This is a genomic window from Deinococcus sp. YIM 134068, assembly GCF_036543075.1.
Lineage (GTDB): Bacteria > Deinococcota > Deinococci > Deinococcales > Deinococcaceae > Deinococcus > Deinococcus lichenicola.
This window is the reverse complement of the sequence record NZ_JAZHPF010000002.1, coordinates 177,880-203,275: the sequence shown is the minus strand read 5'-3', so window position 1 is coordinate 203,275 and position 25,396 is coordinate 177,880. Positions and strand designations below refer to the sequence as shown.

Here is a 25,396-nt window from a genome sequence, read left to right as displayed (position 1 = left end):
GGTGCCTTCTGCCTTCGACCTTCTGCGGCCTCCCGCCCATCTTCCGTTCCGCCCCGCGCTTCATCTTCTGGCGTTCAGGAAGCGGTGAGAACGGCGCGGCTATTCTGGCCCGGCATGCGAAGGCTTCCTCTCCCGATTTTGGCGGCGCTGGCGGCGCTGTACCTGCTGCTGCTGTTCGCCGCCATTCCCACTTTCGGCGTCGGGGTCGTCGCGGCTGCCCTGGTTCCCCTGAGTCTGGTGCCCTGGGTGTTCGGTGCGCGGGTCGGTGTGGTGAGTGCGTTGGTCCTCGCCACCGTGTATCACTTCGCCTTCGGCCTGCTGTTGCCGGAGTCGGAACGGGTGGAGGGGCAGCGGTTGGCGTGGTTCGGTGTGCCGTTCGCCTTCGCCTTCGCGGTGGCGGTGGCGCATGTCCGTGGACTGCAACGCCGACTGGAGGACCTCAACGCCGCCCTCGCCCGCGCCGCCCTGACCGACGTGCTGACCGGACTCCCCAACCGCCGCGCCCTGGAGGCGGACCTGGACCGCGCCGTGACCCAACGGCCAGGAGAGTTCGCGCTGGTCCTGGTGGACGTGGACGGCCTCAAGGCGGTCAACGACACGCAGGGGCACGCACGCGGGGACGCCCTGCTCCAGGCGTTCGGGGCCGGATTCGGGCGCACCTTCGGCCCGGATGGGCGGGTCTACCGATTGAGCGGTGACGAGTTCGCCGTCCTGCTGAACGAAGTGGGCGAAGGAAGCGTCCCGGAGGCGGTGGAGACGGTGCTGGCCGTGGCGCGTGCCGTGGGCGTGGAGTTCCCCGGTGCGGGCGCGAGTGCCGGGGGGAGCGTCCACCAGCCGGGCATGAGCGCGTCCGCCCTGCTCATCGCCGCCGACCACGCCATGTACGCCCACAAGCGCCGTCCCCGCGAGGAGCTGGAGTGTGGTGCCACCGCAGGTCAGAGCGCGGCAGTCGGGGGAGCACGGGCGGACGAGGCCCCACACGCGGTCGCCTAACCCTCAGCCGAGCGTCACGGACGCGGGAGCGGGAGAACAATCCGGCCTCGACCGTCAGGACCGATCAAGTGGATCAGGCTGCATCGCGCCGGGACCATCCTCTCCCACACGTAGAAACTTCCTTTGCATGTCGCAGGAGACAGGAGACACTTGTTCCTGGCCCCCTGCCTTCTGCCTCCCGCCTTCGACCCTTTACCCTTCTATCCCCGCTTTCCCAGGAAGTCCAGTGTCTCCCGTACAGTGGGGACCACCCATGCGCTCCCTCCTCATCCCCGGCACCGACCTCCAGCCCTCCGTCATCGCGCTCGGCACGGTGGCGCTCGGCAGCACGCTGGGCGAGGCTGCGTCCTTCCGGCTGCTCGACCGCTTCCTCGACCTCGGCGGCACGTTCCTCGACACCGCCCGCGTCTACTCCGACTGGCTGCCCGGCGAGCGCAGCCGCAGCGAGAAGATGCTGGGGCGCTGGCTGGCGGCGCGCGGCCACCGCGACCGGGTGGTCCTCGCCACGAAGGGCGGCCATCCCCCGATGGAGAACATGCGGCGCGGTCGGCTCTCGCGCGGCGACATCCAATCGGACCTGGAGGCCAGCCTCGCGGACCTGCGGACGGATGTGGTGGACCTCTACTGGCTCCACCGCGACGACCCCGCTCACCCCGTCGAGGACATCGTGGACACGCTGAACGACCTTGCGGACTCGGGGGCCATCCGCGCCTTTGGGGCGTCCAACTGGAGCGCGGCCCGCATTCGGGAGGCGAACGCCTACGCCGGGCGGGCCGGACTGCGGCCCTTCGTGGCGAACCAGATGCTCTGGAGCCTCGCCGACCCCAATCCCGGCTCCATCGGGGACCCGACGCTGGTGACGATGGACGACGCCACCGCAGACCTCCACCGTGAGACCGGGCTGGCGGCGGTGCCCTACTCGTCCCAGGCGAACGGCTTCTTCGGCGGCAAGTACGGGCCGGGCCGGAAGGGCGTGGACTCCCCCTCGGCCCGGCAGGTGCAGAAGCTCTACTACAACAGCGCCAATTTCGGCAGGCTGGAGCGGGTGGAGGAGGTCGCGGCCCGCCTCGGTCGCTCGCCCAACGCGGTCGCGCTGGCGGCGCTGATGGCCGAGAGCTTCCCGGTCTTTCCCATCATCGGCGCGTACACATTGGAACAACTGGAGGACAGCGTGGGAGCGGGCGACCTCGCGCTGGACGCGGAAACGGCGGAGTATCTGCGGACGGAACGTTGACCTTCCCGACGCGCACCCTTATAGACGAGAGGTGAACTCTCTATGGAGGGTGTGAGGATGACCCGATGATCTACCTGCTCACGACGCCGGATCACCCGTGCCTGGAGGACTTTCTCGCCGGGCCGGGAGCGGCCCTCGCGCCCCACGTCGTCCCCCTGGCCTACCCGACCCTGTTCGCTGCCCGGACGTTGCCGCCGGGCACATACGTCTTCGCGGACCTCGAACGGCTCTCCGACGCGGAACTGGAGCGGGCGGCGTGGGTGTGGCGGCAGCTCGCGTCCGGGGGACCCGCCGTGCGGCTGCTCAACCCTCCCATCCGCGTTCGCCAGCGCTTCGAGCTGCTGCGCCTCCTCCACGAACGCGGCCTCAACGACTTCGATGTCTACCGCCTCGACGAGGGCCGCCCGCCGCGCCGCTTCCCGGTGTTCGTGCGGGGGGAGCGCGGGCACAATGCCGTGACCTCGGCCCTCCTCCACGACGCACCCGCCCTGGAGAGCTTCCTGGAGCGCCGACGTGCCGGGGACCGGAGTCCGGGCGGCACCATCGTGACCGAGTTCCGTGGGGAGCGTGACGGGCGGGGCCTGTACCGCCGCTACGCCGCCTTCCGGGTCGGCGACCGCATCATCCCGACGGACATCTTCTTTGGCCGCCACTGGGAGGTTCGTGGGCTGGGCGGCGAGATGGTGGTCGACCAGGAGACCGTCGCCGAGGAGACCCGCTTTCTGCACGACCATCCCCACGAGGTCCAGTTGCGCGAGGTCTTCGAGCTGGCCCACATCGATTACGGGCGCGTCGATTACGGCGTGGTGGGCGGGCGGGTGCAGGTGTACGAGATCAACACCAATCCGTATATCGCGCCGCGTCCCCTGGGAGGAACTCTGCGCGAGGGGCTGTACGGGCACTTCGCGCGCGAGTTCCTGGCGGCCCTGCACGCCCTGCGGGGTCCTGACGGCGCGGCTCCCCTGACCATCGGGGCGGCTCCCACGGCTTCGGGACAGCAACGGCTGCGGCGCTGGGGCAAGCGGGCGCTCTACGGGGCGCTCTGGCACAGCGGCCCGCCCCCGGCCTACGCCCGGCACCTGCGCCTGCTGCGGCGGCTGGTGCGACTCGGCAGGCGTCGGGTGGGCGATCATTGAGCGCAGGCGGGAATGGGGGTCGGTGACTTACGACGCCGTGATCGCCTCTGTGGTCGTCGCCCCGTTCTCCGGCACCTGCGTATGGCGCGACAGCACACGGTACGACCGCGAGCGCATGGCGAGCAGCGTGACGAGCAGCCCGACCAGCCCGGCGACGGTGAACAGCAGCGCCAGCCCCCGGTCCGGCCCGGTCCCGAACCAGCCGCCGATAAGGTCCACGCCCGCGCCCGTCGTCATGAAGGGGATGAACACGAACTGCGCGACCGGGCCGATCACGAAGGCCGTGACGGGCGACGCGGCCTGCTCCACGCTCTGCGCGAAACCGAACACCCGGCCCTGCCGCTCGGGCGGGATGACGTTTTGCAGGATGGTCTGCTCGGTCGCCTCCACGACGGGCATCAGGCACAGCCACACGAACAGCCCGGCGGTGAGGAGTAGGGCGGACGCCTGAAGGGTGAAGACCGAGCTGATGGCCCACATGGCGATATTGGCGAGAAACAGCGTCCGCAGCGGCGAGCGCCCCAGGCCCTTCCGCGCCACGATCAGGCCGCCCACGATGAAGCCCAGGCTGAGAAAGCCCCATAGCAGGCCCCAGACCTCCACCGACATCAGCTCCAGGCCGTAAGCGTCCATCAGCGCCATGAAGATGCCGCCCAGGAAGTTGTTGAACGTGTGGAAGAAGATCAGCCCGAACAGGCCCGGCACGACGCCGATGGCGGCGATGGTGCCGCGCAGGTCCACCCGGTCGGAATTGGCCCCGGAATGATCGGTTGCCCGCGCCGGGAGGTCGAGCGTCCACAGGTGCCCCAGGACGAGGAGCGTGACTCCGGCGGCCAGCGCCAGCACCCAGCCCATCCCCAGCGTCCCCACCGCCAGCCCGCTGAACACCGAGGCGGCGAGAAAGGCGACCCCGTTCGCCGTGCCGACCAGCCCATTCGCCCGGTCCCGCCCCTCCTCGGGGACGAGCAGCGTGACCAGCGTGGACAGGGCGATGGAGCGGACGTTTCCCGCCATAGCCCCAAACAGCGCCAGCACGATGAACAGCCACAGCAGCGGATGGGCGGGGTCGGCCAGCGCCTGCGGCGTCGCGGCGAGGTAGACGGCCCCCGCCCCGGCGTACAGCAGCAGCGACCCGATCCCGGAGAGCAGCATCACCGTCTTCTTGGGGAAGCGGTCCACCAGCGACCCCAGAAAAATGCCCGACACGGCGACGGTCGCGGTGTACACCCCCGCCATGACCGCCGTGGCGACCACCGATCTCGTCCCCAGGTACACCCAGAAGGTGACGGCGAACCACACGAAGGTATTCGTCACGAACGCGGCGAGGGAGTTGGCGACGACGGCGTGGAACGTGCCCATGCGTTCTCTCCTGTCTGCTCCGGCCAGGCTGACCCGGCACACGACGACCCTCCACCTTTGCCCGGACGGCATTCGGCTGTGTTGGACATATCTTCTTCGACTAATTTAGTTTACAGCGTAATCAGAGGGATTGCAACATCGCTTTCATTAGAGCTATTGCCCGCCCTCCATGCAGTGAAGGATCGTCTTCGATCCTCTGGCCTACGGCCCGGTGAGTTAGCAGGCGATTCCGCGAACTGCCCGCAGGAGAACGTCCTTTCTCCATGCGACCTGAATTGGGCGGTCTTCCACCTTCGCCGATCAGCCCCCGATCACAACGCGCTCAGAAAAGAGGAGAGAGGCCCACCCACCCGACCTCTCTCCTAACCCCTAACTCCTAACCCCTATCCCCTCACCCCTGCATCTGCGCCCGCGCCTGCTCCTGAAGCTGCCGCCACGCCACCTTGCCCGTCGCGCCACGCGGCAGGGAGTCCACGAACACGTAGTCGCGGGGCACCTTGTATGTCGCCATCACGTCGCGCGCCCACGTCTCGATGTCCTGCCCCGTGGCCTGCTGACCGGGCTTGAGGACGATGAGGGCACGCGCCCGCTCGCCCGTCCGCTCGTCGGGGACCGAGATGACGCACGCCTCCTGAACGGCGGGGTGACCGTGGAGCGCACTTTCCACCTCGGCGGGCCAGACCTTCATGCCCGAGACGTTCACCATGCGCTTGAGGCGGTCGGTGAAGAAGAAGTAGCCCTCCTCGTCCACGTACCCCAGGTCACCCGAGCGGAAGAAGCGTTTGCCGCCTATGTCCATGAACGCCTCGGCGGTGGCCTCGGGGCGGTTCCAGTAGCCGCGCATGACCTGATCGCCGTGCATGACGATCTCGCCGATCTCGCCGGGGCCGAGCTGGCGGCCCGTGTCGAGGTCCACCACGCGGGCGTCCACCCCGAAGAGCGGGATGCCCAGGCATTGCAGCTTGGCGCGGCCTTTCGGGTTGGTGTGCGTCTGCGCCATCGTCTCGGACAGGCCGTAGCCCTCGCAGAAGGTGATGCCCGTCAGGTCGTGGAGGCGCTGGCCCACGGCGGCGGGAAGGGCCGCGCCGCCCCCCGTGACACTGCGGAGACTGCTCAGGTCCGCCGCGTCGAAATTCGGGCTGCCCATCAGGTCGATGACCATCGTGGCGGTGTTCGTCCAGATCGTCACGCCGCGCTCGCGGATGAGGGTGCGGGCCACGTCCCGGTCCCAGCGGGCCATCGCCACCACCGTTCCGCCGCCCAGCAGGGGCGAGAGCAGGCTGTTCACGAAGCCCGTGACGTGGAAGAAGGGCAGGGTCGCCAGAAACACGTCCTCCACGCTCCCGTCCACCCACACGCCCGCCCCGAAGACGTTCGCCTGAACGGAGCCGTGCGTGTGCATGCAGCCCTTCGGCAGCCCGGTCGTACCGCTCGTGTACGGCATCACGCACAGGTCGTCCGGCCCGACCTCGGCGGCGGGGGCGGGGTGGGAGGTCAGGGCGTCCTCCAGCGTCACGTCGCCCGCCTGGAGCTGCGGGGTCACGTCCAGCCCGTCGGGAAGCGGCACGCCGGACCGCCCCGCGTCCGTGCCCGCCATGATGTTCGCCACGACCGCGTGGGCCAGCCCGCCCTGCTTCGCCCGCTCGTACAGCTCCGCCCCGACCACGCCGACGCGAATGCCCGCGTCCTGAAGGAAGAAGCCGAACTCCCGCGCCTGCAACATGGGTGCGAGCGGTACGACCACCGCCCCGAGGTGCCAGACGGCGTGCGCGGCCATCGCCCACGCGGGGCTGTTCTGCATCCACACGGCCACGCGGTCGCCCCGGCCCACCCCCTGCGCGGCGAGGTGTCCGGCCAGCCGCTCGGCCCCCTCGCGCAACTCGCGGTAGCTCAGCTCGCGCCCGTAGAACCACATCGCCGCCCGGTCGGGGTAGCGCTCGGCGCTCACGCGCAGGTTGTGCATCAGGCCCACGCGCGGCTGCGTCAGCGTGCGCGGCTTCCCGGCGGGCCAGGAGCGGGGTGCGGGCGTCTGGGCAACTTCGGTGGGAGCGGGGAGCAGGCCGTCTTGGGTCATGGCAAAACCTCCGGTGGTGTGGAACAGGCACGTGGACGCCGCAACTTTGCGCGGTCGTCTGAAACGGCTGAGGGATGTATGCCCCGAGTGTAGGGCAAAAGCGCGTGTGTGGGCAGGTCTGGCCGTTCGCCAGGCCGGATGAGGTGGGTGGGTCCCTCCCCAAAAACCGCCCTGCTCTCTCTCCGCCCTGTCCTCGAAGAGGCCGTCCACACCGCCTTCCAGCCCAAGCTCAGCATCTATAGTGAGTTCATAAACATTTGAAAAACCTGCGCCAGCACGACAAATATTTTTGGCGGCAGGGCTGGGATGCGTGCCAGTCGGCGTTCCCACCGCCGGACCCCCTTCACGCGCGGGAAAAGATATGTCATGCTGCCCACCATGACGAAAAAATCAACGAAGGCCCCCGCCAAGAAGCCCGCCGCGAAGGCCTCCACCCGCACGGCCAAAGCCGCCGAGCGCACCGAGGTGGATGATGTCGCCACGGCGGACACCGGGCGCGGCGGCAGCGGCAAGGTCGCCAAGACCCAGCTCGTGGAACTCGTCGCCGACAAGACCGGCCTGACCAAGAAGCAGAGCGAGGAGGCGGTGAGCGCGATGCTCGGCGTCGTCGTGGACGCGATCAAGGGGGGCAAGAGCGTGGGGCTGCCCGGCCTGGGCACCCTGAGCGTCAAGGCCACCGCCGCCCGCACGGGCGTCAGGCCCGGCACGAGCGAGAAGATTCAGATTCCCGCCGGGAAGAAGGTCGCCTTCAAGGTCGCCTCCACCCTCAAGGGATCGCTCGGCGGCGCGGACGCCATCGTGGAGTAAGGGAAGACAGGCTGAAGGAGAGCGCCCCCGTGTGGGGCGTTTTTCTCGTTTGTAGGCGGGCAGGCTCCGCTCGCCACCCCTCTCCCCGGCCCTCTGCTTCGCAGCTCTCCGAGTCACCCGCAAGGGGAGAGGGAGAAACACACAACGTCTGGTACGCTCGCTTTCTCTTGCACGTCAAGCGTTCCAGGGGGAGGGGGGAACAGAAAGAACGGTAAACGGCGTGTCTTCCCCTGGTCAGCCAAGAGGACCGTCCTGGCCGCCCATGCTCTCCCCCCATCCCGCCAGCAACGTATTCCCCACCGCCCGCCGCAGCGCCTGAATATCGAGCGTGCCGTGGCGCGACGGATGCACGCGGTTCGTGAGCAGCACCCACGCGAGGCCGCGTTCCGGCTCCACCCACAGCCCTGTTCCGGTGAAGCCCGTGTGCCCGAAGGCGTGGGGGCCGCACAGACCGCCGCCGCTCCAGCCCGGAGCCGCGCTCACGAAGACGAGGGTTCGGCCTTCCGCGTGGGGGCGGAGGGCGGCGGCCTGCGCGGCGGGGGAGAGCCAGCCGCCACGTAACAGGCGTTCGGCCTGGGCCAGCACCCCGGCCAGCGTGCCGAACAGCCCCGCGTGGCCCGGTGCGCCGCCCAGCGCCCAGGCGTTCTCGTCGTGCGTCTCGCCGCGCAGCACCCGCCCGCGCCAGGGGCAACGCTCGGTGGCGGCACTATTGGCCGGGTCGGGTGTGAAGGTCAGGCCCTCGTCCAGCCCAAACTCGCGCAGGGGCCTGCCGCGCACCCGCTCCAGCACCGTGCCCAGCAGCAGGTATCCGAGGTCGCTGTAGACGACCCCGCCCGGCTCGGTGAGGGGCCAGGGTTCCTGAAGGAGCCGGGCGCGAATTGTCCCCGCCTCGCCCCAGGTGTAGAGCGGTGCCCAGGCGGGCAGACCCGCCGTGTGGGTCAGGAGGTGTCGGAGTGTGCGGGCCTTGAGCGGCGTCTCCTGCATCCACGCGAGATCGGGGAGGTGGGCGGAGAGGGAGTCGTCGAGGTCCAGCAAGCCATCTTCCGTCGCCCTGAGCACCTCCCGCGCGGTGAACAGCGGCTTGGTGAGGCTGGCGAGGTCCCACCACGTCCCCTCGTCCAGTGGGGCGACTTCCGGTTCGCGGGCCGCCTGTCCGACGAGGAACGTGCCCTGCCGTCCGTCCGTATCCACCACGCCGAGGGCCGCGCCGCAGAGGCCCTGTTCCCGAACGGCGCGGTTCAGCAGGGCTTGAGTGCGCCCCGGAATCACCCTTCCCCCAACGCGGCCCGCGCGTGCCCGCCCGCCGCCATGAGCCGGGCGTCGGCCTCCGCCGCGTCCACGCCGAGGCGCAGCATGACGATGGCCGTCTTCACCCGTCCGCCCGCCGCTGCCAGGGCTGCCCGTGCCTCCTCCTCGCCCGCCCCCGTCGCGTGACGGGTCAGGCGCAGGGCGCGGCCCTCCAGCTTGGCGTTGCTCGCCCGCACGTCCACCATCAGGTTGCCGTAGACCTTGCCCAGCCGCACCATCAGGGCGCTCGACAGGGTGTTCAGGGCGATCTTCTGCGCGGTCCCGGCCTTGAGACGCGTGCTGCCGCCGATGACCTCCGGCCCGGTGTCCAGCAGGATTGGGCACTCGGCGGCGGCGAGGAGGGGCGTCCCCGGATTGTTGGCGATGCCCACGGTGAGCGCCCCTCGCCTCCGTGCTTCCGCTATCGCCCCCAGCGCGTAGGGCGTAGTCCCGCTCGCGGCAACGGCGATGAGAACGTCGTCCGGTCCGACCTCCGCCGCGCGCACGTCCTCCGCCCCGCCCCCCTCGCGGTCCTCCGCCCCCTCCACCGCCTGCCGGATGGCCCGCTCGCCCCCGGCGATGAGGGGCACGGCCCGCTCGGGCGGCCAGGAGAAGGTCGGGGTGAGTTCGGTCGCGTCCAGCACGCCGAGGCGTCCGCTCGTGCCCGCGCCCGCATAGACGAGACGCCCGCCGCGCTCCAGCCGGGGCAGCGCCGCCTCCACCGCCCGCGCGAGGGCCGGGGCCGCCGCCCGCACAACCTCCACGGCGTCCCGCTGGTCGTCGGTGAAAGCCCGCACGAGCGCGAGGGGGTCCAGGCGGTCGAGGTCGGGATACGCCGGGTGCAGACCCTCGGTGCGGCGGGGGTCGGTGGGTGGGGGAGAGGTCGGCTCGCTCGTCATGGATTGGCCTCCGGGGGTGGGAGCAGGAGTTTGCCGGCGCTCACGGCGACCCGCGCGCCCGTCACCTGCGGCAGCGTGTTCGTCCAGCCCTGCGCTCGCACGTAACCCAGGAAGGCGAACGCCGCCCCGCGTGCCGCGTCCGCGCTCGTACCGCTCATCAACCCGAGGACGCGGGGAGCCGTCACGTTCCATCCTCGCCGTGCAGTTCCATCACGAAGTCGGAGCGGTCGCCCCGGTAGTGGGCGCGGGCATGTTCCACGGGCCGTCCCCCCACCGTCCACGAGACGCGCTCGGTGGCGAGCAGCGCCGCGCCCGTCGGCACCCCCAGCCAGCGGGCGAGTTGGCGGTCGGCGTTCACCGCGCGCAGGTGCCGCACGCCCCGCACCGGACTCAGCCCCCGCGCCCGCAGCAGCGCGTACAGGCTGGCGTCCGTCACGTCCTCCTCGGTGAGCGGCCCCACGGTCGCAGCGGGCAGCGTGCTCTCCTCCACGGCCAGCGGCTCGCCGTCCGCCGTTCGCAGGCGGCGCACCCGGTACACCCCATCGGTGGGCGAGAGCGCGAGCGTCATCGCCTCCTGCGGGGTGGGGCGGGCGCACTCGAAGGCCAGGACCCGCGCCCCCGGCGTGCCTCCCCGCGAGCGCACGTCCTCCGAGAAGCCCGTCAGCAGGCCGAGGGAACGGGGGGCGGACGCGGCCTGCGACGGTGGATTCACGAACGTTCCACTTCCGTGCCGCCGTGTCAACAACCCGCGCTGGGCGAGCAGTGCCAGCCCCTGCCGCACCGTCACCCGCGACACCCCGAGCGCCGAGGCGAGGTCCCGCTCGGCGGGCAGGGCACTTCCGCGCTCGATAGCGCCCGCCTCGATGCGCGCCGCCAGCCCCTGCGCCACCTGCACGTAGACAGGAGTGGCGCTCTCCGGGTTCAGCGGGACGAACCAGGGTGGGGACGAGGAGGACATCCCCCCGACCATACCACTCGCGGACCACCAGGCCGCGAGGCTTGCAGAGGAATGGAAGTGGTCCTATGCTGAGCCGTAACCTTCAGCCCATTTGAAGCGCACCCCATCCTACGCCCTGCCCCGGAGGTTCCCCATGCTCAAGCGCAGCACGCTCGCTCTCGTCACGCTCGCCCTGATCGGAACCGCTGCCGCCGCGCCCAAGAAGGTGACGGGCTACGGCAGCCTCGGCGTCACCGACGGCAAGCCCGGCGGCACCTACACGCTCGTCCTCGGCGACAGCCCGCAGAGCCTGAACTATTACGGCGTGATCGACAACAACCTCGGCCTGCTCGCGCAGCAGATGTTCGACGGGCTGGTGGAGTTCAACTACGCGACGTACAAGGTGGAACCCGCCCTCGCCGAGTCGTGGACGGTCAGCCCCGATGGGCGAACGTACACCTTCCGCATGCGGCAGGGCGTGAAGTGGAGTGACGGCCAGCCCCTCACCGCCGACGACGTGGTGTTCACCTACAGCCAGATCATCATGAACCCCGAGGCCCGCGCGGGCGACGCCGCCTCCTTCAAGCTCGACGGCCAGCAGGTCGAGGTCCGCAAATCGGGCGCGAACGCCGTGCAGTTCGTCCTGCCGCGCCCCAGCCCGGCCTTCCTGCTCCAGATGCGCTCCTTCGTCATGCCGAAGCACAAGCTCCTGCGCTTCTCGCAGGAGGGCGGGGCGAAGGCCGCCGACATCAACAACGCCTGGCCCGGCAACACCGCCCCCGCCGAGATCGTGGGCACCGGCCCCTTCCGCCTCAGCAACTACACGGCGGGCCAGAAGGTCACGCTGACCAAGAACCCGAACTACTGGAAGGTGGACGCGAAGGGGACCCAGCTTCCCTACCTCAACCAGCTCGAATTCCTGATCATCCGCGACCCGCAGGCGCAGGTAGCGCAGTTCCTCGCCGGGAACGCGGACCAGCTCAACATCACGGGTGCCCAGTTCCCCGACCTCAAGGGCCGCGAGGTGGCGGGGGCGGCCTTCAAGGTGACGCGCTCCACCGCCCTCTTCGGCAGCCCGCCCTTCGTGGCGTACAACTTCGACGCGAAGGACTCGGCCCTCGCCAAACTCTTCAGCGATGTCCGTTTCCGCCGCGCCATGCAGGGTGCCCTGAACCGCGAGCGCATCATCGAGACCGTGTACAACGGCCTCGCCAGCCAGCCGGGGCACGGCGTCGCGCCGATCAACAAGGACTGGTACGCGAACACGACCCGTCAGCTCGGCACCTTCAACCTGGGGGCCGTCAGCACGGCGCTGGACGCGCTGGGCCTGCGGGATACCAACGGTGACGGCGTGCGTGAGATCACCCGTGGGCGCAACCTGGAGTTCGACCTCACCTACGCGACCGATTCCAGCGTCTACCCGGCCATCGCCACGATCATCCAGAACGACTTCGCCAAAGCGGGGGTGAAGGTCAACCTCAAGGGCATCCTCGCCCGGAACCTGCTCTCCACCGGGCAGAGCGGCGACTGGGAGATGATCCTCCACGCCTTCGGCGACCAGCCCGACCCCGAACTCCGCAAGCCCATCTGGCAGCCCGGCGGCGCGCTGTACTACTGGCACCGCAGCCTCCAGCCCGCCCGTGACGGCGACAAGCCCAACGTGGCCCGGATGCAGCCCTGGGAGCGCCAGATCTACCAGATTTTCGACGACGCGGCGACGACCACCAACCGCAGCAACCGCAAGGCGCTGTACACCCGCTGGCAGCTCCTCTTCGCCCAGAACCTGCCGGTCACGCCCCTCGCCAAGCCCGAGAACATCGGCGCGATCAGCAACAAGTACGGCAACTACATCTACAACCTCGGGGTGATTCCGGGGTACAACCCGGTGCCGCTCATCTACCAGAAGTAAGTGGGGTGTGGTGAGTGGTGAGTGGATGACCTCGGCTCCACTCACCACTCACGTTCCATGTCCAAGCGCGTCTGCCCCAGTTCGGAGGGTCACTTGTTGCGTCCTACTGACCACTTCCCACTCACCCCTGACCCCCCATGCTGACCTACACCCTCCGCCGACTTCTCGGCATGATTCCCACCCTGCTCGTCATCAGCGCCGTGTGCTTCACGGTGATCCAGCTTCAGCCGGGCAGCTTCACCGACCAGTATCTGGAGGACCCGCGCTTCTCCCGCGAGACGGCGGAGGCGATCAGCCGTCAGCTCGGGCTGGATCAACCCGCCATCGTGCAGTACGGGCGGTGGTTGTGGGGCGTCGTCACCCGGTTCGACTTCGGGTACTCGTTCCTGCAAAACCGCCCGGTCGTCAGCGTCATTGGAGACCTGATGGGCTGGACGATCTTCATCAGCGTCATTACGTTGGTGTTCACATGGATCGTCGCCGTGCCGCTGGGGCTGTACACGGCCTTCAACCGTCACGGCCTCGCGGCGAGCGTGGCGAACTTCCTCGGCTACATCGGCCTCGCCATCCCCGACTTCCTCGCGGCGCTGCTGCTGGTCGCGCTCGTGCTGCAATTCGGGGGGACGAACGTGGGCGGCCTCTTCAGCCCGGACTACATCGACGCGCCGTGGTCGTGGGCGCGGGTGCTGGACCTCCTCAACCACCTGTGGATTCCGATTCTCGCCATCGGGCTGGAGGGCGTCGCGGGCCTGATGCGCCAGATGCGCGCCTCCACGCTCGACGTGCTGAGCCAGGATTACATCCGCACGGCGCGGGCGAAGGGGCTGCCGCAAAACCGCGTGGTGTGGCGTCACGCCGTCCGCAACGCGATCAATCCCCTCATCAGCCTCGCGGGGCTGAGCCTGCCCACCCTCATCAGCGGCACCATCATCATCTCCATCGTCCTCAATCTCCCGACCATCGGCCCGCTGCTGTACGACAGCCTGATCAACAAGGACCAGTACACGGCGTTGACTCTGCTGATGCTGAGCGCGTTCCTGCTCCTCGTGGGCAACCTGCTGGCCGACCTCGCGCTGGCGTGGGCGGACCCGCGCGTGAGGTATGCGTGAGGCTTGTGGCGTGTAGCTCGTGGCTCGTGGAAAAAGACGGGGAACTTTCTACAAGCGACAAGCTACAGGCGACAAGCTGCCGAGGGCACCCATGACCGCCCTCCCCACCACCCCCACTCCCGTCACCCCCTCCCCGTGGGCGCTCGCGTGGCGGCGCTACCGCAAGTCACGGCTCGGTGTAGTCGGCGGGTGGCTGCTGCTGGTGCTGTACGGGCTGGCGCTGTTCTCTCCCTTCCTCGCGCCCTACGGCATCACCACGCAGCACGAGGAGGCGAGTTACCAGCCGCCGCAACGGGTCCACATCGTCCACGAGGGGCAACTCCGCTCTCCCTTCGTCTACGGTTTCAAGCAGGAACGCGACCCGGTGACGTTTGCCCGCAAGAACGTGGAGGACCGGCAGAACCCCGTGCCCATCCGCCTCTTCGTGCGTGGCGACGAATACCGCCTGCTCGGCCTGCGCTCCAACATCCACCTCTTCGGGGTGCCGGAAGGGAACACCTTCTTCCCGCTCGGCACCGACCAACTGGGGCGCGACCTGCTCTCCCGGACGCTCGTGGGCGGACAGGTCAGCCTGACGGTGGGCGTGATCGGCGTGCTGATCTCGTTCGCCATCGGCATCGTTCTGGGCGGCGTCAGCGGCTATTACGGCGGCTGGATCGACAACCTGATTCAACGGACGGTGGAGGTGCTGCTCTCCTTTCCGCGCCTGCCCATCCTGCTCGCTCTCTCCACGCTCATCCCCGCGCGGTGGCCGAGTACGTGGGTGTACGTGGGCATCGTGGCGGTGCTGTCCCTGATCGGGTGGGCGGGGCTGGCGCGGGTGGTGCGGGGGCAGGTGCTCGCCGCGCGGGGGGTGGAGTACGTCACCGCCGCGCAGGCCATCGGTGCCCGCGACCTGCGGGTGATCCTGCGGCACATCACGCCCAACCTGAGTTCCTTCCTGGTGGTGACGGCCACACTCGCGCTGCCGGGCTACATCCTGGGAGAGAGCGCCCTGAGCTTCCTGGGGCTGGGCATCAAGGAGCCGATGACCTCGTGGGGTCTCCTGCTCAAGGACGCGCAGAACTTCCAGACGCTGCGGCTCTATCCGTGGCTGCTGATTCCGGGCCTGTTCATCTTCCTGGCGGTGCTCGCCTTTAACTTCTTCGGGGACGCGCTGCGGGATGCGGCGGACACGCAAAGTCGGGGGTAGGGGGGACTTGGGCGGTGGAGTCGCCACGTCGCCCCCTCACCCCGGCCCTCTCCCACGAGGGGAGAGGGAGAAAAGAGCGACAGCTTGGGCTTTTTAGCTCCTCCCCCTTGAGGGGGGAGGCCGGGAGGGGGTGAGCGGGCCTGGCACCCCAGCAACCGAACCCATCAACTCCCCTCGCCGTCCCGCCCATAGACAGACCCCGCCCGACCTCCACCCCCAATCGCCTTCCATCCGTCATGCTGTGGGGCAAACCATGAAAACCGCTCTCCTGTCCGCCCTGCTGAGCCTGTCCGTCGCCGCCGCTCAGACGACGCCCACGCCCGCTCCGACTGCACCCGCACCTATTCCGGCCAACGCGCCGCTGGAACTGCGCGGCCTGTGGGTGGACGCCTTCGGTCCCGGCCTCAAGACGCCCGCCGAGGTGGACCAGCTCATCGCCGACGCCCGCGCGATGAACGTCAACGTCCTCTTCGCGCAGGTGGGCCGCCGGGGCGACTGCTACTGCCTGAAGGCCGCCATGCCGCCGACGGACGACCCCGCCGTGCTCGCCGGATTTGACCCACTCGCCGACCTCATCACGAAGGGGCACGCGGCGGGCCTTCAGGTCCACGCCTGGATCATCACGACGGCGATCTGGAACTCCACGACACCGCCGACCAGCCCCGCCCACGCCTTCAACGCGCACGGCCCGGACAAGGCGGGGCGCGACAACTGGATGATGGTGAAGGCCGACGCCACCCTCAAGGCGGGGAACGACTGGCTCCTCGACCCCGGCCACCCCGACGCCGCCGAATACATCAAGGACATGTATGTGTCCGTCGTGCAGAATTACGACGTGGACGGCATTCAGTTCGACCGGGTGCGTTACCCGGACTTCAACCCGGTGGGCGGGCCGTCCCAGTGGGGCTACAACGAGACGGCGCTCGCCCGCTTCCGCGCGGAGACGGGAGCGACGGGCACACCCGCCCCGGAGGACCGCGCGTGGTCGGAGTGGCGACGCACCCAGATCACGAACCTCGTGCGCGACACGGCGCTGGCGGTGAAGGCCGTCAAGCCCGACGTGAGCGTCAACGCCGCGACCATCACCTACACGGTGGGGCCGACGACCGACGACGCCTTCACGACGACCCGGACCTACAACGAGGTCTTGCAGGACTGGCTGACCTGGGTGCGCGAGGGCTACCTCGACCTCAACGTGATGATGAACTACAAGCGCGACTTCGTGCCCGAGCAGGCGGGGTGGTTCAACACCTGGGCGGCCTACGCGGCGGGATTGAAGGTGCGCTCGCCGGGGGTCGGGCAGGTGAGCGGGGCGTCCATCTACCTCAACGATCAGGACAGCACGCTCGACCAGATTCGCAAGGCCCGCACGCTCGGCCTGGGCTGGGCCGGGTACTCCTACCGCACGCCCGACGCCGACGTGAACGCCGGGAAGCGCACGACCGCCGAGGTGCTGCCCGAACTCATCGCCAGGATCGCCGGGCCGGGCGGCCCCTTCGAGACCCCCGCCCGCTGGACCCGCCCCGACCCCTCGGCGCTGCGGGCGCTGCGCGGCACGCTGACGACGGCGGGCACGGCCCCTCTCGGCGGGCGGACGGTGCGCCTCCTGGGCGAGTCGGGCGAGGAGGTCGCCCGCACGACGACGAACGGGGTGGGCGGCTACGGCTTCCTGCGCGTGCCGGAGCGGGCCGTGCGGGTGGAGGTGGGCGGGGTGACGGGCGAGCTGGTGACGGCGGAGGCGGGCCGGGTGACGGAGCTGGCGGCGCTGACGGTGCCCTGAGCGCCCGTCTGAGCGGGGAGCCGTGGGCCGTCGGCTTCGAACCGTGGGAGGGAGCCTTGCCCAGGCTGTCATGACGCTGGGTCTGGTTTCTCCGGCCATGCGGCGTCACACGATCAGCCGCACCGCCGCCACCGCCGACAGCCCCAGCACGAGCAGGCTGAAGCCCCGCTCGGGGATGAACGGCAGCAGGACTCGCCCGACGAGCGCCCCCAGTCCCAGGGCGGGCACGAGCGTCAGACCGAAGAGGAACGTCTCGGGGGTGAAGAGTGGCTCGGCGGGGTTGTCTGCCGTGAGCAGCAGCAACAGGGGCACTTTCGCCAGATTGAAGATGAGGAAGGTCCAGGCCGACGTGCCCAGCAGCCGCTCCTTCGGCAGCCCCGCCGCCGTCATGAAGATCGCCATGACCGGCCCCGCCGCGTTCGACACCATCGTGGAGAAGCCCGCCAGCACGCCCGTCAGCACCGTTCCCGTGGGCGAGTGGGGCCGCAGCCGGTCGCCCAGCCTCCCGCGCAGCAGCGTCAGGGCGAGCATGGCGAGGATGAGCACGCCGATGACCGGGCCGAGGGGGTCCGACGGGAGGCGCAGGTCGCCGAGCACCTTGAGGGTGACGGCCCCGACGAACAGCCCGCCCGTCACCCACGGGGCGATGCGGCGCAGCCACGCCCAGTCCGCGTCCCGGCGGTAAAAGGCCACCGCGAAGCAGTCCCCGAGCAGCAGCAGCGGTAGCGTCGCCCCCACAGACAGCCGCGCGCCGAACACCTGCGCCATCAGCGGCACGACGAGGATGCCCGCCCCCGGCACGCCCGTCTTGGAAAAGCCGATCAGGAGGGCGGCCACGGTGCCCAGCGCGTACTGCCAGGGGTCGAAGGACATGCAAGAGGCTGCCCCGGCCTTCCGTCCGTCGTCCGTCCCCACCGATCAGAAGGGGGAACAAGCCTGCCGCCGCGTTGTTGGGGTGGGCACCTTCCCGCTGCCCTACACTCCCGGCATGACCCCGGAGGAGTCGCCCCGCCCTCCGCTCACCCTCGGGCTGGATGCGGGCGGCAGCGGGACGAAATGGACGCTGGCGCGAAGGGGCGTGCCCGTCGCCCGTGGGGTCGTCCCACCCCTGACCGCCGCGCTGCTGGGAACGGGGGCGGGACAGCAAACTCTTCAAACTCTGGCCGACGCCCTCCCCGAGCGTCCAGCGGCCATACACGCCGGCCTCCCCGGCCTGAGTGCGGGCAGTGCCGCCGCTCACACTGCACAGAACGCACTTGCCGAGGCCCTGAATCTCTCACCGGACCGGGTGAGCGTGGAGGGCGACCTCGACCTCGCCTACCGGGCGCATCTGACACCGGGCGCGGGCATCCTGCTCTATGCGGGTACGGGCAGCATCGCCTACCACGTCACGCGGGCTGGAGAGGTCGTGCGGGCGGGCGGGCGCGGCTACCGCCTCGGGGACGACGGCGGGGGCTTCAGCCTCGGGCGAGCGGCGCTCCGCTGGCTCACCGACCGGCTGGATGAGGGGGAGGTGCCCGCCTCCCCACTCGCCGCCGAGATCTCGGATGTGACGGGCTGGCTGGACTGGGACACCCTGCGCGCCTTTACCTACGGCATGCCGGGGGCCGCCGCCATCGCCTCCCTCGCGCCCGCCGTGGGCCGCGCCGCCGATGGGGGAGACCGGGTGGCTCTGGCCCTGCTGGACGAGGCCGCCCGTGCCCTCGCCGACCTCGCGCGCCGGGTGCGGGGGCGTGTCGGCCCGCTGCCCGTCACCGCAACGGGGGGGGCGCTGCGGGTCAGTCCCCACTTCCCTGCCCTCCTCGCCCGGCACCTGCCCGGCGTGACGGTGCGGCACCGCGACCACAGCGAGGCGGCGGCGCGGGTGGCGTTGGGGATGCTGCGGGAGAATGATGTCGACTTGATGTAAGATTGGGGGAAAGGAGGACGCTATGGGCAAATCACGTTTCAACCTGGAACTCGGTCCCGGACTGGACGAGGTGATGAGCGAGATGGCCCGTGATCAGGGCATCAGTAAGGCCGAGGCGGTGCGGCGAGCTTTGACGGGTTATGCCAATCTGCGCCGGATCGTCTCGCCCGACGAGGAGCTGGTGCTTCGCAAGCGGGACCGGAGCGGCGAGGAGCAGAGGGTCATCATCCTTTGAGCGGCCCGGACATCAAGATTGGAGGCTCGGAACCTCCGATTTCTTCTGATCCCAGAGACCGGACCCTGAATCCCGGCGAGAACCGGGCGCTCCCCGCCCTGCAAAACGCTGCCCTGCAAGTCCTGATGGTCCTGATCGGAGTCGGCGTCGTCTTCACGTTGATGATCATGGGTTCTTGGCTCTACACCGCCCCGAGCTATCCGGTGACGGTCACGGACGAGACGGTCCAGGCCTACCAGAAGCTCTCCGACCTCCACCAGCAGCGTTACCGAGAGATGTTTCAGGTCGTGGTCGCCTCGGCCTTCCTGCCCTCGTGACCGCCGTGCTGGGCTACCTCTTCGGCGTTCAACGGGCCGAGCGACTGGGGGAGTGACGCCCGCCCCTCACCGCGTCTTCGTCACCTTGCTCAGCAGCGGCGGGGTGTCGGGGTCCAGCCCACGGTGCAGCGCGAGGTGCGCGGCGAAGAGGTAGAAGGCGAGCGCACTCGGCACCGGGTCGGTGAGAGGATGTCCAGTCTGAGGCGTGGTCAGCGTACTTCCCGCCGCCGGGCCAAGCGTCCGCAGGTCGGCCCCGCTGCCCCGCAGGTCCGCGTAAGCCCGCTCGGTCGCCTCGGCGGCGGCGTCGGCGGACGCGAAGCCCAGCAGCGGCACCCCCTCGGCGAGCAATCGCTTGGGGCCGTGGCTGAACTCTGCGGCGGAGTACGCCTCGGCGTGAATCCCGCACGTCTCCTTGAGTTTCAGCGCCGCCTCCTGCGCGACCCCGAAATGCAGGCCCCGCGCCAGCAGCAGCAGATTGTCCGCGAAGCGGTAGCGTTCGGCGAGGTCGCGGGCCGCGTCCTCCAGCGTCAGCGTCCGCTCCAGCGCGTCGGGCAGACGCTCCAGCGCCCGGCCCAGCCCCTCGTCCCCGGCGAGGTCGGCCACCACGGGCAGGAAGGCGGTCAGGCTGGCGAGGTAGCTCTTGGTGGCGGCGACCGCCTTCTCCTCCCCGCACTTCAGGGGCAGCACGAACTCCGCCTCGCGGGCGAGGTCGCTGCCTTCCACGTTCACGAGGGCGACGGTCGTCGCGCCCCCCTCGCGGGCCATGCGGACGTTCTCCACCACGTCGGGACTCGCGCCGGACTGCGACACGGCAATCACCAGCGCCCCGCGCAGGTCGAGCCGCGCGCCGTACAGGGTGTGGACGCTCGGCCCGAGGCTGGCGACGGGGAGCGAGAGTTGCGTCTCCAGCGCGTACTTGAGGACCGTGCAGGCGTGGTCGCTGCTGCCCCGCGCCACGGTCACGGCGTAGGGCGGACGGCGCTCGCGGATGGCGGCGGCGAGGGCACGGCTCACCTCCACGTTCTCGCGCAGTTGCCGGGTGACGACTTGCGGCGTCTCGCGGGCTTCTCGCAGCATCAGCGGGTCGGTCATGGGGTGTCCTCCAATATTGGGGTTCCGGCGACGTAGACCTGAATAACGTTCAACTCGGCGTCCAAAACGACCAGATCGGCGCGCAGGCCACCTTCCAGGCGTCCCCGGTCGGTGAGGCCGAGGGAACGGGCGGGCACGCCACTCAGCATGGCGCTCGCGTCGGGGAGGGAGATTCCGGCGCGCACGGCATTTCGCAGGGCCGCGTCCAGCGTCAGCAGGCTCCCGGCGATGGTGCCGTCTCTCAGGGTTGCCCTCCCGTTCCGCACGGTGACGGGCTGCCCGCCGAGTTCGCTCTCGCCGTTCCCCAGCCCGGCGGCGCGCATGGCGTCCGTGATGAGCAGGACCCGGCCCGGTGCGGCGGCGCAGGCGAGGCGGAAGCTCGTCTCGTGGACGTGGATGCCGTCGAGGATGACTTCCAGGAAGACGTGCGGATCGGCGAGGAGGGCACCCGCCGGGCCGGGAGTGCGGCCCTCGATACCGCCCATCGCGTTGTAGAGGTGGGTCGCGCAGGTGCGGGCATCCGCCTCCGAGAGCGTGGTCAGAAAGGCCGTCACTCCCTCCGCGTCCGCTCGCGTATGCCCCACGCCGACGCGTACACCCGCCTCCGCGAATGCCAAGCCCGCCTCCACCGCGCCGGGCAGTTCCGGGGCCAGCGTCACGGCGCGCACCACACCTGTTCCCAGCACCTCCGCCACGAGGTCGGGTGTGGGGTCCACCGCGTTCGGCGGTTGCGCGCCCAGTCTGCCCGGACTGATGAACGGTCCCTCCAGATGGGCACCGGGGATATCCGCACCGTCCGCCACACCTTCTCCCATCACTTCACGGACGCCCGAGAGCGCCGCCAGCACCCGGTCCCACGGATTCGTAATAGTTGTCGGCAGGATGGTCGTCGTCCCGTGCCGCGCGTGGAAGCGGGCGAGCGTCCGCACCCCATCGGGGCCGTCCATCGTGTCTCCGCCCGCGCCGCCGTGAACGTGCGTGTCGATGAAGCCGGGGAGGATGAACCACTCACCGCCCTTCCCCGGCGTGACGGCCTCAATGCGTTTGCCGAAGCTGATCTCACCGGGCCTCACCCCGCCGGGCAGGACGAGGCGACCGCGCAGGCTTCTTGCCTCCACTTACACCAGGCGCACCCGCTCGCCCTCCACCTCCACCCGCTGCCCGTCCGCGAGGTTGGTGAACACGACGGGCGTGACGAGACTCGGCACCCGGTCCTTGATGCCCGCCAGGTCCACGCGCAGGAGCGGCTGCCCCGCCGTCACCCGGTCGCCCTGCGCGACGAGCCGCGTGAAGCCCTGCCCGTTCAGCCTTACCGTGTCTATGCCGACGTGGACGAGGATTTCCAGCCCGTTGTCGGCCCGCAGCCCGATGGCGTGCCCGGTGGGAAAGAGGGTGGCGACCTCGCCGGAGAAGGGAGCGCGCACCACCGCGTCGGACGTGACCGTGGGATCGATGGCGAACCCGTCGCCCATCATCTTGCCGCTGAACACGGGGTCGGGCACCTCGGAGAGCGGCAGCACGCGGCCCACGAGGGGCAGGGCGAAGTCGGCGGGCAGGCCGGGCTGCCCGGCAGACGTTCCTGCCAGCGGTGTCTGGGGAACGGGCCGGGGTGTGGGTCCCACCGGGGCCGCGTCCACGGGCGGCGGCACGGGTGCGGGCGCGGCGTCGGCGGGCGCGGTGAGGACGGTCGCGGCGGCGGGTTCGTCGCTCGCGGTGTACGCGCCCTCCTCGATCACGCGGCGCATCTCCTCCTTGATCTGGTCGCTCCGTGTGCCGTAGACGGCCTGCACGCTGTTGCCGACCTCCAGCACGCCCGCCGCGCCCAGAACCTGAAGGCTGCCCTTGTTGACCCGCGCCTTGTCATTGACGGTGACGCGCAACCGGGTGATGCAGGCGTCGAGGTTCTGGATGTTGCTCGGCCCGCCCAGCGCCCGCAGGATGCCGAGCGCGAGGGGGCGGTCGCCGCCGCTGGGGGTGACGGTGGCGGTGGCGCTGTCTTCCGTCGTCACGGCCTCGCGGCCCGGCGTCATCAGGTTCAGGCGGCGGATGGCCGCGCGGAAGACCACGTAGTACAGGGCGGCGAAGGCCAGCCCGACGATGGGCACGAGCCAGGGCCGGGTGCTCTTGGGCATCAGCAGGAAGTAGTCGATGGCCCCGCCGCTGAAGGTGAAGCCGCTGTGGGAGTCCAGCAGGTTCATGACCATGAAGCTCAGGCCCGTCATCGCCGCGTGGAAGACGTACAGCAGCGGGGCCACGAACATGAACGCGAACTCGATGGGTTCGGTGATCCCCGTCAGGAAGCTCGTCAGCGCGGCGCTCACCATGATGCCCGCGATGACCTTGCGCCGTTCGGGCCGCGCCTCCTGCACCATCGCCAGCGCGGCGGCGGGCAGCGCAAACATCATGATGGGGAAAAAGCCCGTCATGAAGATGCCCGCCGACTTGTCGCCCGCGATGTAACGCGTCAGGTCGCCGCGCACGACCGTGCCCGTCTCGGGGTTGGTGTACTCGCCCGCCAGGAACCAGAACGGCTGGTACCAGATGTGGTGCAGCCCGAAGGGGATCAGCAGGCGGTTGATGAACCCGAAGATGCCGCTCGCCACGACGGGCGCGCCCTCCGTCGCCACGTTGGAGAAAGCGTTGAGGCCGAGCTGCACGGGCGGCCACAGGTACGTCAAGGCGATGCCGAGGACGATGGCGCTCGCCGCCGTCACGATGGGCACGAATCTCCTTCCCGCGAAGAAGCCCAGGATGGCGGGGAGGCGGATGTCCTTGTAGCGGTTGTACAGGAAGGCCGACAGGAGACCCATGATGATGCCGCCGAACACGCCCGTTTGCAGGGTCGGGATGCCGAGGACCGTCGCGTAGGCCCCCGGCTGCTCCCTGCCGAGCTGCGCGAACTTCTCCGCGTCACCCAGCCCGAGGTACGCGCTCATCGTCGCGTTCATGACGAGGAAGCCGACCAGCGCGGCGAGTGCGGCCACCCCCGCCCCTCCCGCCAGCCCGATGGCGACGCCGAGCGCGAAGATGATGGGCAGATTCCCGAAGATGGCGTTGGACGCGCCCACCATCAACGTTCCGATGAACTGGAGCCAGTCGGGGATCGAGGCGTTCCACGAGTAGCTGGGGTCGTTGAAGGCCGACCCGAAGCCCAGCAGCAACCCGGCGGCGGGCAGCACGGCCACGGGCAGCATCAGCGCCTTGCCGATCTCCTGAAGGGCCGCGAAGGCCGACTTGCGCGGCGGCGGCGCGGCGGGAACCGAGGGCGCGGAGGGAGTCGCGGTCATGGGAAAGCTCCTTTCGGAGAGGCGGCGGCCACGGCGACGAGTGGATGATTCCCTTCCCCAGCGCGTGGAGAGGCAGGCGGAACCCCCCCACCTTAAGCCCGTGGGAGAAAGGCCGTCAACGTGGGCCACTTCGCGGTCTTGACCGGATGCAAAACGTGGTGGAGGGAAAAAAGGAGGGTCGGGGTTCGGCCTGGGTTCTCAGGGTCGCTTGTCCTGCCTCACTGCCACCCTGCCTCCCCCCAGGGGACGCTCGGTGTGCAAGAGAGGGTGAGCCTGCCAGACGTGCTTTTTGCTCCCTCCTTGTGGGGAGGACTGGGGAGAGAAGTGACGAGTACCGCTCGTCCTCCTGCCAGACGATGAAAACGCTCCTGCTGCCTGGTTTTCCCTCACCGCTTGATCTTCACGACGCCACTTCCCCTACTCTCCCCGCTTCCGGCAGGCGGCGGGTCGCGCCCCAGCCCAGGACGCTTCCCGCCACCGCCAGCGTGAGCAGCAGGGCCGCCATCCCCACGTTTCCGAGGACGGGCCACAGCATCAGCCCCAGCGCGGCGAGCCACTTGCCGAGCTGGAAGACCAGCCCGTTCACCGCCAGGTACGCCCCACGTCGCTCGGCGGGCACCATGTCCGCCACGACGGCCTGACGGGTGGGCACGTACAGCAGCTCGCCCACCGAGAACACGAGCGCGGCGAGCACGAGCGCGAGCGGGGCCGAGAGCAGCATCGCCGCCGCGTAGCCCAGCCCGAACAGCCCGAAGCCCACGATCATCCAGCGCCGGGGGTCGCGGCCCGTGACGAAGCGGGCGACGGGTGCGGTGCCCAGCACGATCATCAGCGTGTTGACCACCGTGATCAGGCTCAGGGCGCGTGCCCCGTCGAAGGCCACCGCCCCCAGCCCCGGCACACTCGCCACGGCGTTCACGAGGTCGTGGTCCAGCCGGACGGCGATGAAGGTCGTGCGCGCGAACTCGACCGTCAGCACGAGAACGCCGCTCAGCGTCAGCACGAGAAAGGCCCGGTCCCGCGCCACGAGGCGGTAGCTGCCGAGGAGTTGGCCCAGCCCGACCGCCCCCGCTCCCCGTGCCCCCGGCGTGAGCTTCCAGCTCTCCTGTATCCGCGTGGCCGTCACCCACAGGATCACGGCGCTCACGGCGACGAGTAGCCCCAGCAAGACGGGCAGGTGGTCACGGAACAGCAGCCCCCCCAACGGGACGCCGAGCAGGTAGCCGAGGTTGTTGCCCCAGTAGTTCACCGCGTAGATGAACGCCCGGCTCTCCGTCGTACTCACGTCCACGAGCATCGCCTCGCCCGCCGGGGACGCCAGCCCGTTGCCCAGCGCCAGCACGAGCGTCGCCACGAAAATCCACCCGCTGCCCGCCCCGGTCAGGGCCGCGACGAGCATCACCGCGAAGGCCGCCACCTTCGCCCCCTCGCCCCACACCATTACCCGTTTGCGCCCCAGCGTGTCCGAGACCGCGCCGCCGTACAACCCAACGAGGAATTGCAGGACGTACCCCGCCCCCAGCATCAGCCCCGCCACCACCGGGCCGTGTTCCCGCGCGAACAGCAGCCCCAGAAACGGCACCACCGTCGTCCCCGTCACCTTGCCGAGAAAGGTCGTCACCAGCCGGACGCGCACGTTCGGATGCAGTTGCCGCAGCGAGGAAAGCACGACACGCATCTTCCCGCGCGGCGGGGAAGGGGTAAAGCGAGCCTGCGTCACTGCGGTGGTTCTGCTGCCAGAGCTGGATGAGGCGTGCAGCTTTATGGGAAGAGCAGGCCGAGAGGTGGGATGTTCTGCTCCCTCTCCCCTCGTGGGTGACTCGAAGAGCTGCAAAGCAGA

22 protein-coding genes are annotated in these 25,396 nt (G+C 69.8%); 11 read left to right on the top strand and 11 right to left on the bottom strand.

Annotation, left to right across the window (positions count from 1 at the left end):
* Window positions 1–114 precede the first annotated feature (114 nt).
* The 3 genes from V3W47_RS03435 (at window position 115) to V3W47_RS03425 (ending at window position 3,363) form a co-directional block, all read left to right on the top strand.
* Window positions 115–993 carry a GGDEF domain-containing protein gene (locus tag V3W47_RS03435; protein ID WP_331823768.1) on the top strand — a complete coding sequence of 293 codons (879 nt, stop codon included), beginning with the start codon at window positions 115–117 and terminating at the stop codon, window positions 991–993.
* Between the two features lie 253 nt (window positions 994–1,246).
* Entirely contained in the window at window positions 1,247–2,227 is a 981-nt protein-coding gene (locus V3W47_RS03430; RefSeq protein WP_331823767.1) for an aldo/keto reductase, read from the top strand.
* Between the two features lie 65 nt (window positions 2,228–2,292).
* A complete protein-coding gene (locus tag V3W47_RS03425) occupies window positions 2,293–3,363 on the top strand; it encodes an ATP-grasp domain-containing protein (protein ID WP_331823766.1) in 1,071 nt (356 codons plus the stop codon).
* 27 nt (window positions 3,364–3,390) lie between these two features.
* Here the strand turns inward: V3W47_RS03425 and V3W47_RS03420 are convergent, their stop codons facing one another.
* Both V3W47_RS03420 and V3W47_RS03415 read right to left on the bottom strand, forming a co-directional pair.
* A complete protein-coding gene (locus V3W47_RS03420; RefSeq protein WP_331823765.1) occupies window positions 3,391–4,722 on the bottom strand; it encodes an MFS transporter in 1,332 nt (443 codons plus the stop codon).
* Between the two features lie 391 nt (window positions 4,723–5,113).
* On the bottom strand, window positions 5,114–6,796 hold the full coding sequence (locus V3W47_RS03415) for a long-chain fatty acid--CoA ligase (RefSeq protein WP_331823764.1): 1,683 nt from the start codon (window positions 6,794–6,796) through the stop codon (window positions 5,114–5,116).
* A 378-nt stretch (window positions 6,797–7,174) separates the two neighbouring features.
* On the opposite strand from V3W47_RS03415, the gene V3W47_RS03410 reads away from it, so the two are divergent.
* Window positions 7,175–7,603, top strand: coding sequence for an HU family DNA-binding protein (locus V3W47_RS03410; protein ID WP_503623864.1), 429 nt, complete (start codon window positions 7,175–7,177; stop codon window positions 7,601–7,603).
* 234 nt (window positions 7,604–7,837) lie between these two features.
* On the opposite strand, the gene V3W47_RS03405 is transcribed toward V3W47_RS03410, so the two are convergent.
* Genes V3W47_RS03405 through V3W47_RS03390 form a run of 4 tightly spaced genes read right to left on the bottom strand, consistent with a single transcriptional unit; the run spans window position 7,838 to window position 10,747 of the window.
* Window positions 7,838–8,872 (bottom strand): serine hydrolase domain-containing protein, encoded by a 1,035-nt coding sequence (locus tag V3W47_RS03405; RefSeq protein WP_331823762.1) that lies wholly within the window; start codon window positions 8,870–8,872, stop codon window positions 7,838–7,840.
* Window positions 8,869–9,789 (bottom strand): N-acetylmuramic acid 6-phosphate etherase, encoded by a 921-nt coding sequence (gene murQ / locus V3W47_RS03400; protein ID WP_331823761.1) that lies wholly within the window; start codon window positions 9,787–9,789, stop codon window positions 8,869–8,871. Before murQ ends, V3W47_RS03405 begins: the two co-directional genes overlap by 4 nt.
* Window positions 9,786–9,974 carry a hypothetical protein gene (locus V3W47_RS03395; RefSeq protein ID WP_331823760.1) on the bottom strand — a complete coding sequence of 63 codons (189 nt, stop codon included), beginning with the start codon at window positions 9,972–9,974 and terminating at the stop codon, window positions 9,786–9,788. The genes murQ and V3W47_RS03395 overlap by 4 nt, the downstream gene beginning before the upstream one ends.
* Window positions 9,971–10,747 (bottom strand): GntR family transcriptional regulator, encoded by a 777-nt coding sequence (locus V3W47_RS03390; protein WP_331823759.1) that lies wholly within the window; start codon window positions 10,745–10,747, stop codon window positions 9,971–9,973. Before V3W47_RS03390 ends, V3W47_RS03395 begins: the two co-directional genes overlap by 4 nt.
* Before the next feature lie 133 nt (window positions 10,748–10,880).
* On the opposite strand from V3W47_RS03390, the gene V3W47_RS03385 reads away from it, so the two are divergent.
* The 4 genes from V3W47_RS03385 to V3W47_RS03370 all read left to right on the top strand — a co-directional run bounded on the left by V3W47_RS03385 (window position 10,881) and on the right by V3W47_RS03370 (window position 16,716).
* Window positions 10,881–12,635 carry an ABC transporter substrate-binding protein gene (locus V3W47_RS03385; RefSeq protein WP_331823758.1) on the top strand — a complete coding sequence of 585 codons (1,755 nt, stop codon included), beginning with the start codon at window positions 10,881–10,883 and terminating at the stop codon, window positions 12,633–12,635.
* 137 nt (window positions 12,636–12,772) lie between these two features.
* On the top strand, window positions 12,773–13,744 hold the full coding sequence (locus V3W47_RS03380) for an ABC transporter permease (RefSeq protein WP_331823757.1): 972 nt from the start codon (window positions 12,773–12,775) through the stop codon (window positions 13,742–13,744).
* Between the two features lie 91 nt (window positions 13,745–13,835).
* Window positions 13,836–14,936 (top strand): ABC transporter permease, encoded by a 1,101-nt coding sequence (locus tag V3W47_RS03375; RefSeq protein WP_331823756.1) that lies wholly within the window; start codon window positions 13,836–13,838, stop codon window positions 14,934–14,936.
* A gap of 253 nt (window positions 14,937–15,189) precedes the next feature.
* Complete coding sequence (locus V3W47_RS03370; RefSeq protein WP_331823755.1) at window positions 15,190–16,716, top strand: family 10 glycosylhydrolase; 1,527 nt, start codon at window positions 15,190–15,192, stop codon at window positions 16,714–16,716.
* Between the two features lie 105 nt (window positions 16,717–16,821).
* Here V3W47_RS03370 and V3W47_RS03365 read toward each other — a convergent pair whose 3' ends face one another.
* On the bottom strand, window positions 16,822–17,589 hold the full coding sequence (locus V3W47_RS03365; RefSeq protein ID WP_331823754.1) for a sulfite exporter TauE/SafE family protein: 768 nt from the start codon (window positions 17,587–17,589) through the stop codon (window positions 16,822–16,824).
* Between the two features lie 115 nt (window positions 17,590–17,704).
* Between V3W47_RS03365 and V3W47_RS03360 the strand changes: the two genes are divergently transcribed.
* The 3 genes from V3W47_RS03360 to V3W47_RS03350 are packed head-to-tail and all read left to right on the top strand — an operon-like array spanning window position 17,705 to window position 19,177.
* Complete coding sequence (locus tag V3W47_RS03360) at window positions 17,705–18,625, top strand: N-acetylglucosamine kinase (protein WP_331823753.1); 921 nt, start codon at window positions 17,705–17,707, stop codon at window positions 18,623–18,625.
* A gap of 22 nt (window positions 18,626–18,647) precedes the next feature.
* Window positions 18,648–18,860 carry a ribbon-helix-helix protein, CopG family gene (locus tag V3W47_RS03355; protein WP_331823752.1) on the top strand — a complete coding sequence of 71 codons (213 nt, stop codon included), beginning with the start codon at window positions 18,648–18,650 and terminating at the stop codon, window positions 18,858–18,860.
* Complete coding sequence (locus V3W47_RS03350; RefSeq protein ID WP_331823751.1) at window positions 18,857–19,177, top strand: hypothetical protein; 321 nt, start codon at window positions 18,857–18,859, stop codon at window positions 19,175–19,177. The genes V3W47_RS03355 and V3W47_RS03350 overlap by 4 nt, the downstream gene beginning before the upstream one ends.
* 66 nt (window positions 19,178–19,243) lie before the next feature.
* Here the strand turns inward: V3W47_RS03350 and V3W47_RS03345 are convergent, their stop codons facing one another.
* From V3W47_RS03345 to V3W47_RS03330, 4 genes are all read right to left on the bottom strand, one after another.
* Entirely contained in the window at window positions 19,244–20,269 is a 1,026-nt protein-coding gene (locus V3W47_RS03345) for an SIS domain-containing protein (protein WP_331823750.1), read from the bottom strand.
* Window positions 20,266–21,387 carry an N-acetylglucosamine-6-phosphate deacetylase gene (gene nagA, locus V3W47_RS03340; RefSeq protein WP_331823749.1) on the bottom strand — a complete coding sequence of 374 codons (1,122 nt, stop codon included), beginning with the start codon at window positions 21,385–21,387 and terminating at the stop codon, window positions 20,266–20,268. The genes V3W47_RS03345 and nagA overlap by 4 nt, the downstream gene beginning before the upstream one ends.
* On the bottom strand, window positions 21,388–23,556 hold the full coding sequence (gene ptsG / locus V3W47_RS03335) for a glucose-specific PTS transporter subunit IIBC (protein ID WP_331823748.1): 2,169 nt from the start codon (window positions 23,554–23,556) through the stop codon (window positions 21,388–21,390).
* A 400-nt stretch (window positions 23,557–23,956) separates the two neighbouring features.
* Window positions 23,957–25,234 carry an MFS transporter gene (locus V3W47_RS03330; protein WP_331823747.1) on the bottom strand — a complete coding sequence of 426 codons (1,278 nt, stop codon included), beginning with the start codon at window positions 25,232–25,234 and terminating at the stop codon, window positions 23,957–23,959.
* Window positions 25,235–25,396: the final 162 nt, after the last annotated feature.

Coding starts and splice junctions, on each gene's coding strand:
- V3W47_RS03385 (WP_331823758.1), top strand. CDS start 10,881: ATGCTCAAGCGCAGCACGCTCGCTCTCGTCACGCTCGCCCTGATCGGA.
- V3W47_RS03355 (WP_331823752.1), top strand. CDS start 18,648: ATGGGCAAATCACGTTTCAACCTGGAACTCGGTCCCGGACTGGACGAG.
- V3W47_RS03370 (WP_331823755.1), top strand. CDS start 15,190: ATGAAAACCGCTCTCCTGTCCGCCCTGCTGAGCCTGTCCGTCGCCGCC.
- V3W47_RS03435 (WP_331823768.1), top strand. CDS start 115: ATGCGAAGGCTTCCTCTCCCGATTTTGGCGGCGCTGGCGGCGCTGTAC.
- V3W47_RS03430 (WP_331823767.1), top strand. CDS start 1,247: ATGCGCTCCCTCCTCATCCCCGGCACCGACCTCCAGCCCTCCGTCATC.
- murQ (WP_331823761.1), bottom strand. CDS start 9,789: ATGACGAGCGAGCCGACCTCTCCCCCACCCACCGACCCCCGCCGCACC.
- V3W47_RS03345 (WP_331823750.1), bottom strand. CDS start 20,269: ATGACCGACCCGCTGATGCTGCGAGAAGCCCGCGAGACGCCGCAAGTC.
- V3W47_RS03380 (WP_331823757.1), top strand. CDS start 12,773: ATGCTGACCTACACCCTCCGCCGACTTCTCGGCATGATTCCCACCCTG.
- V3W47_RS03330 (WP_331823747.1), bottom strand. CDS start 25,234: ATGCGTGTCGTGCTTTCCTCGCTGCGGCAACTGCATCCGAACGTGCGC.
- V3W47_RS03375 (WP_331823756.1), top strand. CDS start 13,836: ATGACCGCCCTCCCCACCACCCCCACTCCCGTCACCCCCTCCCCGTGG.
- V3W47_RS03420 (WP_331823765.1), bottom strand. CDS start 4,722: ATGGGCACGTTCCACGCCGTCGTCGCCAACTCCCTCGCCGCGTTCGTG.
- V3W47_RS03410 (WP_503623864.1), top strand. CDS start 7,175: ATGACGAAAAAATCAACGAAGGCCCCCGCCAAGAAGCCCGCCGCGAAG.
- V3W47_RS03365 (WP_331823754.1), bottom strand. CDS start 17,589: ATGTCCTTCGACCCCTGGCAGTACGCGCTGGGCACCGTGGCCGCCCTC.
- ptsG (WP_331823748.1), bottom strand. CDS start 23,556: ATGACCGCGACTCCCTCCGCGCCCTCGGTTCCCGCCGCGCCGCCGCCG.
- V3W47_RS03360 (WP_331823753.1), top strand. CDS start 17,705: ATGACCCCGGAGGAGTCGCCCCGCCCTCCGCTCACCCTCGGGCTGGAT.
- V3W47_RS03390 (WP_331823759.1), bottom strand. CDS start 10,747: ATGTCCTCCTCGTCCCCACCCTGGTTCGTCCCGCTGAACCCGGAGAGC.
- V3W47_RS03415 (WP_331823764.1), bottom strand. CDS start 6,796: ATGACCCAAGACGGCCTGCTCCCCGCTCCCACCGAAGTTGCCCAGACG.
- V3W47_RS03425 (WP_331823766.1), top strand. CDS start 2,293: ATGATCTACCTGCTCACGACGCCGGATCACCCGTGCCTGGAGGACTTT.